Genomic DNA, 12,518 nt, shown 5'->3' with positions numbered 1-12,518 from the left:
CCGGGAGTACCGCGCGGACAGCCCTGCTGAAGAGTCACCCACCCTGAAAAGAGGATCACCCCATGCCTGTTGTACGAGTTAGCTGGTTTGAAGGAAAAGACCACGCCGCGAAAGAAGCCGTCGCGGCTGAAATCACTCAAAGCATCGTAAAAAACACCGGCACCGACCCGAACTATATCTATGTCATTTTTGAAGACGTGGCCCCATCTGACTGGGCAGGAGCCGGCAAGCTGTTTGGCGCCGATCCTGAGAAGAATTGACGTTCCCGCCTTAAACCCAACGGGCTGCGAGACATCAGTTCTCGTAGCCCGTACTTCAACTCTTCCTCACGGGGGCGTCCGATTCCCAATCGACGTGCTCAAATTGCTCGACCAGAAAATTGATGAATGCACGCACTTTGGACGCCAAGTGTTTGCGGGTCGGGTAAACCGCATAAATGCCCAGCTCTATGGATCGATACGCCGGTAGTAGCTCTACCAGCCTGCCCTCGCGAATGTCCTCGCTAACCATGAAACTGGGCTGCAGCAGGATCCCGCCAGCATTCAACGCAACGGCTCGGCAGGTATCACCATTATTGCAGCGAATGACTGACCGTGTGCTGACCTTGTGCTCGCCATCCGGCCCGCTAAAACTCCATTCGCTACCGCTCGAAAAATTGCTATAGGCAATCACTCGGTGATCAATCAGGTCTTCTGGTTTTTTCATCGGCGTATGGTTTGCCAGATAGTCCGGTGATGCACACAGACGCATCCGAGTGCTCGCGAAACGCCGTCCCACCAGCGATGAACTCTCCATCCGCGCAATCCGTACTGCGACGTCATACCCCTCTTCCACCAGATCGACCTGACGATCGTTCAGGCTGATATCCAGTTCAAGTTTTGGGTGCAGGCTCAAAAAATGCGTCCAGAGCGGTGCCAAATGCAACACCCCAAAGCTCACCGGCGCATTCACTCTCAAGACGCCAGCAGGCTCATGAGAGCCGGACGAAACCGCGCTCTCCGCTTCCCCCATCAACGCCAACACTTCCCGCGCTTGCTGGTAGAAAACCCGCCCCTCTTCTGTAAGCGATAAGCGTCGTGTCGTGCGTTGCAACAAGCGCACGCCCAGACGTTCCTCCAGCGCGTTCACGTGTCTGGAAACCGCGGCTTTAGACATTTCTAACGCTTCAACGGCGCCGACGAAGCTCCCCTTGTCGACCACCGCGCAAAAGACTTGCATCTCCAGTGCTCGATCCATTATTGCCTCACTTTTCGGAACTATAAATCACATTAAAGCAGCTTTATCTCGATTAACGAACCTTTAAACTGAGCCCATCAAAACGCACACCAGGAGATACCCGCATGAACATTACCCTTATCGGTACCGGCAACATGGGCTCGGCTTTTGCTCAACAGTTATCCCAGGCAGGCCATCAGGTTCGCATCACCGGACGTGATCTGGACAAGGCGCGCGCCGTCGCAGCACAGCATGCAAACGTCGAAGCGTTCGCCGCCGACCAGGCGCTTGGCCAGAACGAAGTAGTGATTGTCGCTACTGCTTACCAGGACGCGGTAGCCGCACTGAGTGGCCTGGGCAGGCTCGACGGCAAAGTGATCATCGACATCACCAACCCGCTGACCGCCGACTACATGGGCCTGACCATTGGCCACAGCACCAGTGCAGCGGAGGAAATTGCCAAGGCGCTGCCCGGCGTAGAGCTGGTTAAAGGTTTCAACACCTTGTTCGCTCAGGTATTGGCCTCCGGCCCCAACTTTGCCAACGGCCAACAGGGCAGCGTATTCCTGGCAAGCGACAGCGCGCGGGCCAAACAGAACGCTGCCGCCTTGGCAGAAAGCCTGGGTTGGCAAACCGTGGATGCTGGCGGTCTGGTCAACGCTCGTTATCTCGAGGCGCTGGCCGGACTGAACATCTATCTCGGCTATGGCGCCGGCCTCGGCACCCAAATCGCGCCGACCTGGCTCAATCGTTAATTCCATTTATTCATTGCCTGGCGCTACGGCCGAAACGGCTGTGGCCCTTGGCAACCCACACTCATACGTTATTGGAAATTCCCATGACCGCCACAAATCGCACCCTCCCTTATGCCGCTCTGGTTCTACGCGTGATCCTCGGCGTGATGTTTCTCGCCCACGGCCTGACCAAGCTGCTGGTCTTTACCCCGGCTGGCACTGCAGGTTTCTTTGAGTCCATCGGTTTCCCAGGCTTTCTTGCGTACCCGGTTATTGCCTTCGAAGTGGTCGGCGGCCTGTTTCTTATTCTCGGAGTTTATGCGCGCTGGGTAGCAGCCATAGCCACAGTGCAACTACTGGTCGCAGCAAGTGTGCACTTCGGCAACGGGTGGAGCTTTACTAACGCCAATGGCGGTTGGGAATACCCGGTGTTTCTGGCCTTCACTGCTCTGGCTTTGGCTCTGCTGGATGACGGTGCCTTTGCGCTGAAGCGCTCGGTACGTAACCAGCCTCTGTAACGTTAACCTGGTCGGCCTTGTTGCCCGGCCGACCAAGTGTGCCCGAATCGGGCATCGACGAAGTTTTTCATTTACTAAAGCTGTAGCGATCATTCTCAACGAGCACATAGCGTTCGGGCAGTTCACTAACATCAAGCGGCACATTCGCTCGGTAAGATCGCTAATGGTCGATTAGTCTTTCCACCGATAATCACCGTCTTGATAGTCGATGATGAGCAGTTGATTGCGAGATTCTGAACCAGGTATTTGAGGACGTAGGCTTCAGAATTACTCAGGGAAGCAATGGCAAAGAGGCGATGAGCTCAATCGCATCATGAAGAACCTTCCCTGCTTAGTCTGAGACTACAAGATGCCTTCGCTGAAGGAGCTGGCCGAAGAGTGACTCGGCGATGTCGATCGGTGCCAGCTGGTCGACGACGGACCGGGAGTTCCGGTTCTCTTCAGGATTCGGTAAACCTTGTCTGGTTTGGTCAGTCCACTCAACCCGGGATAGACCACAGGGGTTACTGGAGCCAACCCTCGACAACCTTAGCACCGTGCTTCTCTTTCCAAGCCTTCAGAACGTTATGGTTACCGCCCTTTGTCTCCACAATCTCGCTGGTTTCGGGATGTTTGTATATTTTGACTTGGCGCTGTCTCCGCGGCCCGCGAGCAGCCGGAGCGGCATTCGGGCGACCTGCTTGCGGGTCCAGTAGAGAAATGATGTCGCGTAAGCCCACACCATAGTCGGCCATCAGATTACGGAGCTTTTCCTCGAACTCGATTTCGCGCTCAAGTTCTTTGTCATTTCTCAGAGCATCAAGCTGCTTAAGTTGTTCTGCGAGCTGGGCCTCTAACGCTTTGTATTCTGCAAGTTTGGACATTGGTAACCTTTCTACGGAACGGGCAATAGTTCGTTGTGGAGTTACTCTAACGCTTTGCTCCACTTGACCTGCCCCCCGATTTCAGTACCACGCTGAACTTAGTAGAGTCCGTTTTCCGAGCAGGAGACGGCAGTGAAAAAGCGTTTTACCGAAGAACAGATTCTCGACTTCCTCAAGCAGGCCGAGGGCGGTGTGCCGGTGAAGGAGCTGTGCCGGCGGCACGGCTTCAGTGATGCCTCGTTCTACACCTGGCGTGCCAAGTTCGGTGGCATGACCGTGCCGGACGCCAAGCGGCTCAAGGATCTCGAACTGGAGAACAGCCGGCTGAAGAAGCTGCTGGCCGAAGCCCATCTGGATATCGAGGCACTGAAGGTGGTCGCCCGGGGAAAAGGGTAAGCCCGACAACCCGGCGGGAGGCGGTGCAGGAGATGCAGGCCAGAACCGGCATCTCCGAGCGCCGTGCCTGTCAGTTGATCGGGCTGTCCCGCTCGGTGTTGCGCTACCAACCGCGAGGCAACGCGCAAAATACCGATCTGCAAGCCCAGTTGGTGGAGCTGTCCCAGGAGCGTCGGCGCTTTGGCTATCGCCGCCTGCATATCCTGCTGCGGCGGGCTGGCATGCAGGTCAACCACAAGCGGATTTACCGCCTGTATCGAGCTGCTGGCTTGATGATGAAGCGGCGCAGGCGTCGCCATGGCGTCGCGGTGGGGCGCGAACGTCTGAGTCTGCCGAGCGCACCGAACCAGGTCTGGTCGATGGACTTCGTCTTCGATGCACTCAGTACGGGGCGGAGGATCAAATGTCTGACGGTGGTCGATGACTTCACCAAGGAGGCGGTGGGTATCCTTGTGGATCACGGCATCAGCGGCTTTCGCGTTACTCGCGCATTGGATGAAATGGCCCGATTCCGCGGTTACCCCAAGGCAATCCGCACCGACCAGGGTCCCGAATTAACCGGCAAGGCACTTGATCAATGGGCCTATCAGCGCGACATCAAGCTGAAGCTGATTCAGCCTGGCAAGCCCACACAGAATGCGTTCATCGAATCATTCAACGGCAAGTTTCGGGATGAATGCCTGAACGAGCACTGGTTCTGCTCACTGGCCGAGGCCAGAATCCGCATCGCGGCCTGGCGAAGGGACTACAACGAACACCGACCGCACAGCGCTATCGGTAATAGCAACCCGGCAGAATTCGCTGCGCATTGGCGAGCGAGCCAGCACCAATCGCAACAGGAAATATTAATATCGACCCCAGGGCCTACTAAATAGGCAGCGGTACTAAAACTGGGGGCAGGTCACACTGTGTGAAATCGCTGCTGCGTTCTGCCGCTTCCAAAGTAAAGAAAGGCCGTGTTCGCGTACTATTTCCCCACCGAGCAAGGTCTCGCTGGAGTAGTGTGTTTCGGATAAGCGATGGTGTACGTAGACTAAGACGGAGGTTGCCAATGAAGATCACAGCTATGGAGCAGACTGAATCGGTCAGCGATGTTCTATGCGACGTTTGTGGCGACAGCACCCGTATTGAAGGGTATGGATTGCAATTCGGCACTCTTAGCGCCAGTTGGGGTTATGGCTCGACCCACGATGGCGAGCGCTATGAGGTCCACCTTTGCGAGCCCTGCTTTTTCAGAACGATTTCCGGCCTCAGACGAGAGCGCATGGTGAACTTTATGTTCAGCGATGAGGACCAGGATCTCAGAGATTTCGGACTCGTTGCTCGGAATAATTTTTTCAATGACAGCGGTAGTTCGGCCTGAGTCTGAAAAGCCCAATTCTGCCAGCCTCCTGGCATAGGCAAGACCTACGCCCTTATTGGTGCCGGTAGCTAGCCTAGACACCATGCGTATTCATCGGTCGTTGGGGGCTAAATCAGGCGGTCTGCGCTACCGCATCCCTCTGAGCCCCTTTGACGTGGTGTTGAAGGACCCCTGCAAAACGCAGCGTGACTTCCCGCCGGGTGAAGCGCCATTCCCCATCACTCCGCTCAAACTGATCGAGGTACTTGCCGGTGCAGATAGGCTGTAACGGGAAGTCATCGACCTGCTGATGAACCGTGTAGTAACTTGCCGAACTCGCCCTTTCACCGGACGGGTCCACGTCAATGAGCTGGTTGGTAATGGAGTGCCACGTACGCGGAGTGCCATCCCCATGGACCTGCAGACCCGCGTTGAAAAACGCCAGCAGTCCTTCGACAGTCGATGCCTCGTTGCCTAGCACATGAATAACGGCATGTTTGAGAACGTCTGCCACGCCCTCAAAGTCACCGTTGTCGAGACGATGGATATAGATGGCGTGGAGGCGATGGATCGCGCTTTCGGCATCCAGGCGTGCCACGAGATCCCGCTGGTTGGTGCTATCAGTCATATCAAATACTCCAAGGATAATGTCGGTAAACAGGATTCAATTCTGGGAAGCCCCCCCTCGGCGAATAGCTCGACGCGTTGATATGGCTGGCCGCATCGCTGGCCAAGAACTACGCCCGTTAGGCACTCGATGTGGGCCCTGGCGCTCAAGTCGACAGCTGGCAAACAGCCTCCAGATTCACTCCGTCAGGGCCCAGTACATAGGCCGCGTAATAATCAGAGTGGTAACGGGGCCTGATCCCCGGCGCTCCGTTGTCCTTCCCGCCAGCGGCAATGGCAGCCGCATGGAATGCGTCGACCGCCTCATGACTCTGCGCGATCAACGCTATGTGCGCCCCGCAACTGGCGATAGCCGCGTGTTGCAGCCAGAGAAAAGGCTTACCTGCAGATCCGAACCCCAGGCGCCGAGGCTTCGATCGTGGAGGATCGGCATCAATGCTCATCATCAATGTGATCCCCAGCGGCTTAAGCGACTGCTCGTAGAAATCACGCGCCTGCGACATGTCCGACACACTGATGCCCATGTGATCAATTGCCGACCCAGCAAACTCACTCATCAGGTAACTCCTTAAGGCGCCGATTGTTCGGCAGATTCGTAAATTCGCTACCTACAGCGAGCATCGCCGACAGCACGGCGCGGCCGTATTTAGGAGCAGGCTAGTTCTCCTAGGTTTTATGGAGATTAGCGAGGGGCAAAGCGGCTACTCCTAGCCGATCAGACCTGGGAGGCGCCGCCGTCGGCGAACAGCTCGGCGCCGTTGATGTAACTCGACGCATCGCTCGCCAGGAAGAGCGCGGTCTGCCCGATCTCGTGCACCTGGCCGATCCTTCCGAGCGTGCTCTTCTCGTTGAACACATCGATCACCTGCTGAGCGTTTTCGCCAAGCACGTCGCGTAGGGACGGGGTGTCCACTGGCCCCGGGCTGAGCAAGTTAATGCGTACGCCCGAGCCTTTGATGTCGAGAATCCAGCTCCTCACCATCGCGCGTAAGGCTGCCTTGGTGGCTCCGTAGACGCTCATGCCAGGCCCCGGATTGATCGAAGAAGTCGAGCCGATGATGACGACGCTGCTCCCCTCGCCCATCAACGGCAACGCCCCCTGCACGGTAAACGTGGTGCCTTTGACATTGGTTGCGAACACCCGATCGAAACCCGCTTCAGTGATTGCCCCCAGAGGCTCGACTTCACCCATCCCGGCGTTGGCGATTAGCACATCGATACGGCCGTGGACCGCTCTGATATGCGTAAACAGTTCGGCGAGGTCGGCAGGATTCGAGATATCGGTCCGCACGGCAGACGCATTCCCACCGAGGCGGCTCACGGCTTCGTCGAGCTGAGGCTGGCGACGCCCGGTGATGATCAGGTCGGCGCCCTGGCTGGCGAACGCTTCGGCGATCGCAAAGCCGAGGCCCGAAGAACCGCCAGTGACCAGCACAACCTTGTTTTTGAATTGCATGAGAAATACCTCAACGAGTGAATATGTAGCGAACACTACATGGAGCCATGGTTATCCGCAAACTATTTAGCGATCACTAAATTCAATCGACCAGGCAAGAACGTATTTGAACTTGTATGTAGCGATCGCTACAGTTGTCGTATCAACCTCGAGAGACAGCCATGAACGAAAAACCCAGGCAGCGCCGCCCCGCCTTCGACCGGGAGCGAGGTATAGCCATCGCACAGGCAATGTTTCATCAGCGTGGTTTCGACGCGGTCAGCCTGGCCGACCTGACCGAGGCCATGAACATCAAGCCGCCAAGCTTTTACGCCGCCTATGGCAGCAAGGCCGAGCTGTTCGAGCGCGCGATGCATCGCTACGCCGGTGAAAACGCGCTCCCGATGGACAGATTGCTGGCACCGGATCGCCCTCCCGCAGAAGCGCTAACCTCTCTACTGGTTGCTGCTGCGCAGCAGTACGGGCGAGATAGCGCTTTGCGTGGCTGCCTGATCACCGAAGGCATGCGCGCGGACGATCCGGTCGCTCGAAACACGGCCGAGAAATTCGGCGACGCCGGAATCCAGGCGATCCGCCGCTACCTGGATCAGGTATGCCCGGACGCCGCGCAGGCGCTGGCTGACTACATGCTGATCACCCTGCGGGGGCTGTCTGCGGCAGCATGCAGTGGCATGTCCAGTGAGCGCCTGGTGGACGTGGCGCGGATTGCCGGCAGGCTGCTTGCCCATGAGCTCGAGGCAAGCGACAGTGCTGCGGATTCCGGAGCCACCGAGCATGGCCGCTACCCCGGCAGAATCAGCGATCAGTGATAGCCGTACCGGCGATGCTCTCGGCGAATCCGACGCCCAGCAGCTTTGCTGGCGTCTCGAAACCCGGCCGTCGTTCACCACTCATTACCCGGCGTGCCGCCTCTACTGCCGCAAGCGGCGTGTAGGTGTAGCCATTGACGGTTTCGATCACTGAACGCGCGACAGTGCCGTCAGCGCCGGTCACCTCGGCCACTGCTCGGGCGCGATGAGCTTCACGTTGTTGCGCGTCCGGACCCTCGGGGACCTGTGAGAGGTTTCCTTCTGGGAAGGGTTCGCCGGAAAAATGCACAAACATTGAAATGTTGGGAATGCCGGTGGAGTGCCAGCCGGTGACCAGATCACCGAAGGACAGCGGCGCACACAGTTCCAGGCCATCGCCAAAATCGAAGTGTCGCGGTTGCGCATCGGGTGTTGCCACAAGCTGCCCGTCAATCCGTGCTAGGAGCCCCGCTCCAATGATCTCGCTGACGCTCATGGCGGAGCCACGCGACATGGAACCCGCGACCTGAAGTGCGATGCTAAGTGACTGCGGATCCTGCACACGGCGAGCGACATACACCGCGAGGCAGTCCGTCGGCACCACGTCCCAGCCAACGCCAGGCAGCAGCATGACACCCGACTCGGCCGCCTCACCGCCCAATCGCTCAGCCAACCGGTACACATTGATCTCGGCCGTGATATCCAGATAGTCGACGCCAGCCTTGATGCAGGCCCGCATCAAGGCATCGGCGGTCTGCACGAAGGGCCCGGCAAAGTTCACCAGTACGCCGATGCCCTCCAGGGATTCGGCTGTTCGGGCATCGGGCGTGAACACGCGATAAGGAACGTCCAACTGGGCAGCCAGCACGCGCAGCTTGTCGTGGCTGCGCCCGGCAATGACGATTTCCAGTCCCTGCGCTACGGCATACTCGGCCGCCATGCGCCCCATGTAGCCGGTTGCGCCATAGATCATTAACGTCTTCATTGGACGTGCTGCCAGTTCTTGTAGACGAATTCCAGGCTGTACCCGTCAGGGTCCAGAACATTGGCCGCGTAGTAGTTCGGGTCGTAATGCAGCCGTGCGCCCGGTGCGCCGTTATCGACCGCGCCGTGGGCCAATGCGGCCGCATAGGCAGCTTCAGCCTGGGCTTTGCTGTCTGCGACAAAACCGACATGCACAGCGCGCCCTTCAACGTCCCCCTCGCGCAACCAGAAAAACATCCGGCCATTGGCGCCGAATCCTTTCAGGTCCGGATGCCCAGGCGGGCCGTCCTTGCCGTCGTAGTCCAGGCGAGCAGTGATGCCGAGCGGCGCCAAGGCCGCCTCGTAGAAACGAATGGAGCGCTCGATCTCGCTCACAGACAGAAAAATATGATCCAGCATGGCAACGTCTCCTAATCGTTCAGATGATGTAGCCGCCCGCGACTTCAATGGACTGGGCATTGATCCAAGCGCCCTCTTCCGACAACAGCATGACGATGATCCGAGCCACATCTTCGGGCTCACCGACCCTGCCCAGCGCCGTTTGCGCGGCCAGCATCGCTTCGAACTCATCATTGAGCCCGCCGCCCAACTCGGTTCGAATCGCCCCTGGGGAAACCGCATTGGCCCGGATACGCCGATCACCGAACTCCTTGGCCATATAGCGCGTAAGCACTTCCAGCCCACCCTTGAACGCCGCATAAGGCGCCACCCCGGCCGTGGCCACGCGTGTGGTGGCGCTGGTCAGGTTGACGATGCTGGCGTTTTCTTCCAGTAGCGGCAGCAATGTCTGCGTCAGGAAGAAAGGACCTTTGAGATGAATATTGAACAGTCCATCGAACTGCGCCTCGCTGACCGAGGCCAACGGGTTGAACAGGCCGTAACCGGCGTTATTCACCAAACCTGCGAGGGTAGTCGTACCCCAGGTGTGATGGAGCGCAGCGAGGACCGCCTCCCGGAACGCCTCGAAACTTCCGACATCACCTACGTCGAGCTTCAGCGCAACGGCCTCGCCGCCGGCTTGCTCGATGCGTCGCACCACCTCCTCGGCGGCGTCTGGATGGTGGTTGTAGGTGAGGATGACGCCCATGCCGCGCCGGGCGGCGTGTTCCGCTGCGCTGGCACCAATCCCTCGACTGCCTCCGGTAATGACGATAACGCCCATGACGTGCTCCCTGACTTTTGAATGAGCCTCCACAGTAATGAGCATCGCCATGGCGAACGCAGCCGTTCCTACTCGAAACCTGCCTGTTTCTGCTTTTTGCTTGCGCTGCTCGCGCTTCGCCATTCAGCATGGCCGGCATGAACGATCAACTGAACGAACTCCGCATCCTCGCCGCCAAGGCCGAAAACCGCCGCACGGAGACGGGCATTCCTCGCGTCGCCATGGTCCAGGGCAAGATTCCCGAACACATGCTGGCGGCGGTCTATGACCCGATGATCAACCTGATCCTGCAGGGCAGCAAAACCATGACCGTGGGCGATCGCACGCTGCGGTATGACCCGGCGACCTATTTCGTCATGTCCATCGAGCTGCCCGCAGTGGGCACGGTGCACCCTGCGGAATCAGGCGAGCCCTATCTGGCCATCAGCCTGACGCTTGACCCCGCTGTGTTATCCACCCTGCTGGCGGACCTGCCCAAACCCGTCGGGCATCATGAAAGCGACCCCGGTTTTTCAGTAGCTGCCGTTACGCCAGAGCTGATGGATGCCTGGGTGCGCATGTTGCGATTGATGGGCAACCCAGATGACATCGCAGCCCTCGCTCCAGCGTACGAACGCGAGATTCTGTTTCGCGTGTTGCAAGGCCCCCATGGTTGGATGTTGCGGGAAATCGCAGCGCCGGATACCGCCATGGCTCGAGTAAATCTGGCCATTCAGTGGATCCGCCGAGACTTTGCGGAGCCCATCAGGGTTGAAAGTCTGGCGCAAAAAGCGGCGATGAGCGTCTCGGCCTTTCACCGTCACTTCAAAGCGGTGACGACCTTGAGTCCGTTGCAATATCAAAAACGTGTGCGATTGCTTCAGGCGCGGATGCTCATGGTGGCCAGCGCCAGAAGCGTCACGGCCGCGGCATGCGAGGTGGGCTATGAAAGCCCCACACAGTTCAGCCGGGATTATGCGCGGGTGTTTGGCCTCCCTCCTGCCAGCGACGCACGAAGAATTCTCGGGGAAGCGAAGGCGTCCAGAAATTAACGGGTGGAAGGAGACGCGAAAAACTTCCTGAGGCTTTTGCCTAAACGAACAGTGAAAGGCAGCAGTCGGCCAATAGCTGCCTGTTCGTAACGGGGGAAAGCTTCCGGAAGGGGATGCCTGAACGCGTATGCTTACGAACTCGCGCTGTAGGTACTACGACATGCCCTCAATTCATACCCTGAACGCTCGCGGCAACATTCTGCTCCCTGTAATGCGTGAGTGCTTTTCCCTCAGCGATGCACGTACCTTTGCTGAAATACAGAATTTTCATGGCGAGTGCGTCGGTATCCTTAAAGCCAAGGGGATCGACTACGCCTCGCTCAGGACAGCCCTGACCCCGCAACCAACAAAGCACGAGGCGGCGTTCCTTTTCGATACGGATCTTTGTGCCCGGAGCTTCGTGCCTGGAGTGGAGTGCGCCGAAGCGCTATTTAGCGCGCTGGATGCCCAAACGACCCAAAGCATCTTGGGTGGAGAGCTTTTCGGCTCAGGCGATCAGCTTGCGCGCAAGCTGCTGGATCCCGCAGTAGTCAGCATAAAACCGAGTTTCCGTCTGCCCGATACGTGCTTCGTCTTGTACGTGAACAACCTGTCCGAAGGTGCTATTGCTGCCGTCGACACCAAACTCCAGCAGCTTCCTGCCTACGTAGGCTACTTGCCGTGCACTTACTCAAGCGCAGCCAAAACCTTCACCTCGCTGAACCTGATGAATTATGTGATCAAGCATGGCGGTACAGTCATCATGGGGCACGAAGATGATCGACCGAACACGCAGGACTTTAAGCTCCACCAGAATGACTACGTGAAACAGGGTTTCCGACTCAGGAGCATTCAGTCGATCTACTTCGGCACATTCCTCTCGTACAAGCCTGAACGCCTGCTGCTCGATGTCACCGACGACGACCTGGAGGTCGCGGTAAGGGCCATGTCGCCTGCTGTAGCACCGCTGGCAGAGTTCACGGTCCTCATTGAGGATGCCAAGTTCGAGAAGTACCTTCAGACCACGAAACTAGGAAAACTGCGAAAGGCCGGCTTGGCAGAACTGACCAAGGCCGAGCTTGAAACCGCAATCCGAAGCAAGCTGCGGATGAACTACCTGTACAACCTCGAGTGGGTGAGCCAACCGACCCATCAGCTCAGCAAATTCAACATCCTGCTTGAGTTCCCGCGAGTTGGCGGCCACCCGGAACGTGTAGTTGTGGCCCTGGAGTACCGCCCGGTCGACCGCATCCTTCGCCTTGTCACCATTACCTGACTACCCCAAGCCTTCAGAACATGGTCTTGCCTAACCGCTGCTGGACTGACATTGCTCTTTTCAATGTCGGGTGTCTTATGCTGCAGTTAGAGGGTAAAAAGGCAAATGCACCACCAAGGACGAGCTGTGGCGACTGTGACATGAGCA

Annotated in this window: 16 protein-coding genes; 8 read left to right on the top strand and 8 right to left on the bottom strand. The window is 57.9% G+C overall.

Annotated elements, in window-relative coordinates; translation table 11 throughout:
• Positions 1-62: 62 nt before the first annotated feature.
• A complete protein-coding gene (locus tag AC4LFW_RS07585; protein ID WP_158188545.1) occupies positions 63-260 on the top strand; it encodes a tautomerase family protein in 198 nt (65 codons plus the stop codon).
• 55 nt (positions 261-315) lie between these two features.
• Here the strand turns inward: AC4LFW_RS07585 and AC4LFW_RS07580 are convergent, their stop codons facing one another.
• Positions 316-1,236 (bottom strand): LysR family transcriptional regulator, encoded by a 921-nt coding sequence (locus AC4LFW_RS07580; protein ID WP_158188546.1) that lies wholly within the window; start codon positions 1,234-1,236, stop codon positions 316-318.
• A 104-nt stretch (positions 1,237-1,340) separates the two neighbouring features.
• Between AC4LFW_RS07580 and AC4LFW_RS07575 the strand changes: the two genes are divergently transcribed.
• On the top strand, positions 1,341-1,970 hold the full coding sequence (locus AC4LFW_RS07575) for an NADPH-dependent F420 reductase (protein WP_158188547.1): 630 nt from the start codon (positions 1,341-1,343) through the stop codon (positions 1,968-1,970).
• 83 nt (positions 1,971-2,053) lie between these two features.
• Positions 2,054-2,467: a DoxX family protein gene (locus tag AC4LFW_RS07570; RefSeq protein WP_158188548.1), complete on the top strand. Its 414-nt coding sequence runs from the start codon at positions 2,054-2,056 to the stop codon at positions 2,465-2,467.
• 503 nt (positions 2,468-2,970) lie between these two features.
• On the opposite strand, the gene AC4LFW_RS07565 is transcribed toward AC4LFW_RS07570, so the two are convergent.
• Positions 2,971-3,330: a histone-like nucleoid-structuring protein, MvaT/MvaU family gene (locus AC4LFW_RS07565; protein ID WP_158188549.1), complete on the bottom strand. Its 360-nt coding sequence runs from the start codon at positions 3,328-3,330 to the stop codon at positions 2,971-2,973.
• A 132-nt stretch (positions 3,331-3,462) separates the two neighbouring features.
• Here AC4LFW_RS07565 and AC4LFW_RS07560 point away from each other — a divergent pair.
• Both AC4LFW_RS07560 and AC4LFW_RS07555 read left to right on the top strand, forming a co-directional pair.
• Positions 3,463-4,601 (top strand): IS3 family transposase gene (locus AC4LFW_RS07560; RefSeq protein WP_158188550.1). Its coding sequence is split into 2 segments (ribosomal slippage): positions 3,463-3,712 and positions 3,712-4,601, totalling 1,140 coding nucleotides; the frame shifts between segments, so codons are not numbered across the junction.
• A 176-nt stretch (positions 4,602-4,777) separates the two neighbouring features.
• On the top strand, positions 4,778-5,089 hold the full coding sequence (locus AC4LFW_RS07555) for a hypothetical protein (protein WP_491818497.1): 312 nt from the start codon (positions 4,778-4,780) through the stop codon (positions 5,087-5,089).
• Between the two features lie 112 nt (positions 5,090-5,201).
• On the opposite strand, the gene AC4LFW_RS07550 is transcribed toward AC4LFW_RS07555, so the two are convergent.
• From AC4LFW_RS07550 to AC4LFW_RS07540, 3 genes are all read right to left on the bottom strand, one after another.
• Positions 5,202-5,696 (bottom strand): nuclear transport factor 2 family protein, encoded by a 495-nt coding sequence (locus tag AC4LFW_RS07550; RefSeq protein WP_158188552.1) that lies wholly within the window; start codon positions 5,694-5,696, stop codon positions 5,202-5,204.
• Between the two features lie 145 nt (positions 5,697-5,841).
• A complete protein-coding gene (locus AC4LFW_RS07545) occupies positions 5,842-6,252 on the bottom strand; it encodes a VOC family protein (protein ID WP_158188553.1) in 411 nt (136 codons plus the stop codon).
• Positions 6,253-6,410: 158 nt separating this feature from the next.
• Positions 6,411-7,151 (bottom strand): SDR family NAD(P)-dependent oxidoreductase, encoded by a 741-nt coding sequence (locus AC4LFW_RS07540; RefSeq protein WP_158188554.1) that lies wholly within the window; start codon positions 7,149-7,151, stop codon positions 6,411-6,413.
• 161 nt (positions 7,152-7,312) lie between these two features.
• On the opposite strand from AC4LFW_RS07540, the gene AC4LFW_RS07535 reads away from it, so the two are divergent.
• Positions 7,313-7,960 carry a TetR/AcrR family transcriptional regulator gene (locus AC4LFW_RS07535; protein ID WP_158188555.1) on the top strand — a complete coding sequence of 216 codons (648 nt, stop codon included), beginning with the start codon at positions 7,313-7,315 and terminating at the stop codon, positions 7,958-7,960.
• On the opposite strand, the gene AC4LFW_RS07530 is transcribed toward AC4LFW_RS07535, so the two are convergent.
• Genes AC4LFW_RS07530 through AC4LFW_RS07520 form a run of 3 tightly spaced genes read right to left on the bottom strand, consistent with a single transcriptional unit; the run spans position 7,947 to position 10,085 of the window.
• A complete protein-coding gene (locus tag AC4LFW_RS07530; RefSeq protein WP_158188556.1) occupies positions 7,947-8,924 on the bottom strand; it encodes a saccharopine dehydrogenase family protein in 978 nt (325 codons plus the stop codon). The genes AC4LFW_RS07535 and AC4LFW_RS07530 overlap by 14 nt on opposite strands.
• Complete coding sequence (locus AC4LFW_RS07525; RefSeq protein WP_158188557.1) at positions 8,921-9,322, bottom strand: VOC family protein; 402 nt, start codon at positions 9,320-9,322, stop codon at positions 8,921-8,923. Before AC4LFW_RS07525 ends, AC4LFW_RS07530 begins: the two co-directional genes overlap by 4 nt.
• 19 nt (positions 9,323-9,341) lie before the next feature.
• Complete coding sequence (locus tag AC4LFW_RS07520; RefSeq protein ID WP_158188558.1) at positions 9,342-10,085, bottom strand: SDR family NAD(P)-dependent oxidoreductase; 744 nt, start codon at positions 10,083-10,085, stop codon at positions 9,342-9,344.
• A gap of 137 nt (positions 10,086-10,222) precedes the next feature.
• Here AC4LFW_RS07520 and AC4LFW_RS07515 point away from each other — a divergent pair, with 137 nt between their 5' ends.
• Together AC4LFW_RS07515 and AC4LFW_RS07510 are read left to right on the top strand one after the other, a co-directional pair.
• A complete protein-coding gene (locus AC4LFW_RS07515; RefSeq protein WP_158188559.1) occupies positions 10,223-11,116 on the top strand; it encodes an AraC family transcriptional regulator in 894 nt (297 codons plus the stop codon).
• A 160-nt stretch (positions 11,117-11,276) separates the two neighbouring features.
• A complete protein-coding gene (locus AC4LFW_RS07510; protein WP_125882712.1) occupies positions 11,277-12,371 on the top strand; it encodes a hypothetical protein in 1,095 nt (364 codons plus the stop codon).
• Positions 12,372-12,518: the final 147 nt, after the last annotated feature.

This window comes from Stutzerimonas sp. C6.4V (assembly GCF_058536345.1).
The sequence above is the reverse complement of the archived record's forward strand: the minus strand, read 5'-3'. Positions and strand labels throughout refer to the sequence as shown.

Excerpts from the sequence above, each read along its gene's own strand:
- AC4LFW_RS07540 (WP_158188554.1), bottom strand. The coding sequence starts at position 7,151 with ATGCAATTCAAAAACAAGGTTGTGCTGGTCACTGGCGGTTCTTCGGGC.
- AC4LFW_RS07565 (WP_158188549.1), bottom strand. The coding sequence starts at position 3,330 with ATGTCCAAACTTGCAGAATACAAAGCGTTAGAGGCCCAGCTCGCAGAA.
- AC4LFW_RS07515 (WP_158188559.1), top strand. The coding sequence starts at position 10,223 with ATGAACGATCAACTGAACGAACTCCGCATCCTCGCCGCCAAGGCCGAA.
- AC4LFW_RS07510 (WP_125882712.1), top strand. The coding sequence starts at position 11,277 with ATGCCCTCAATTCATACCCTGAACGCTCGCGGCAACATTCTGCTCCCT.
- AC4LFW_RS07570 (WP_158188548.1), top strand. The coding sequence starts at position 2,054 with ATGACCGCCACAAATCGCACCCTCCCTTATGCCGCTCTGGTTCTACGC.
- AC4LFW_RS07550 (WP_158188552.1), bottom strand. The coding sequence starts at position 5,696 with ATGACTGATAGCACCAACCAGCGGGATCTCGTGGCACGCCTGGATGCC.
- AC4LFW_RS07575 (WP_158188547.1), top strand. The coding sequence starts at position 1,341 with ATGAACATTACCCTTATCGGTACCGGCAACATGGGCTCGGCTTTTGCT.
- AC4LFW_RS07525 (WP_158188557.1), bottom strand. The coding sequence starts at position 9,322 with ATGCTGGATCATATTTTTCTGTCTGTGAGCGAGATCGAGCGCTCCATT.
- AC4LFW_RS07520 (WP_158188558.1), bottom strand. The coding sequence starts at position 10,085 with ATGGGCGTTATCGTCATTACCGGAGGCAGTCGAGGGATTGGTGCCAGC.
- AC4LFW_RS07580 (WP_158188546.1), bottom strand. The coding sequence starts at position 1,236 with ATGGATCGAGCACTGGAGATGCAAGTCTTTTGCGCGGTGGTCGACAAG.
- AC4LFW_RS07585 (WP_158188545.1), top strand. The coding sequence starts at position 63 with ATGCCTGTTGTACGAGTTAGCTGGTTTGAAGGAAAAGACCACGCCGCG.
- AC4LFW_RS07555 (WP_491818497.1), top strand. The coding sequence starts at position 4,778 with ATGAAGATCACAGCTATGGAGCAGACTGAATCGGTCAGCGATGTTCTA.
- AC4LFW_RS07530 (WP_158188556.1), bottom strand. The coding sequence starts at position 8,924 with ATGAAGACGTTAATGATCTATGGCGCAACCGGCTACATGGGGCGCATG.
- AC4LFW_RS07545 (WP_158188553.1), bottom strand. The coding sequence starts at position 6,252 with ATGAGTGAGTTTGCTGGGTCGGCAATTGATCACATGGGCATCAGTGTG.
- AC4LFW_RS07535 (WP_158188555.1), top strand. The coding sequence starts at position 7,313 with ATGAACGAAAAACCCAGGCAGCGCCGCCCCGCCTTCGACCGGGAGCGA.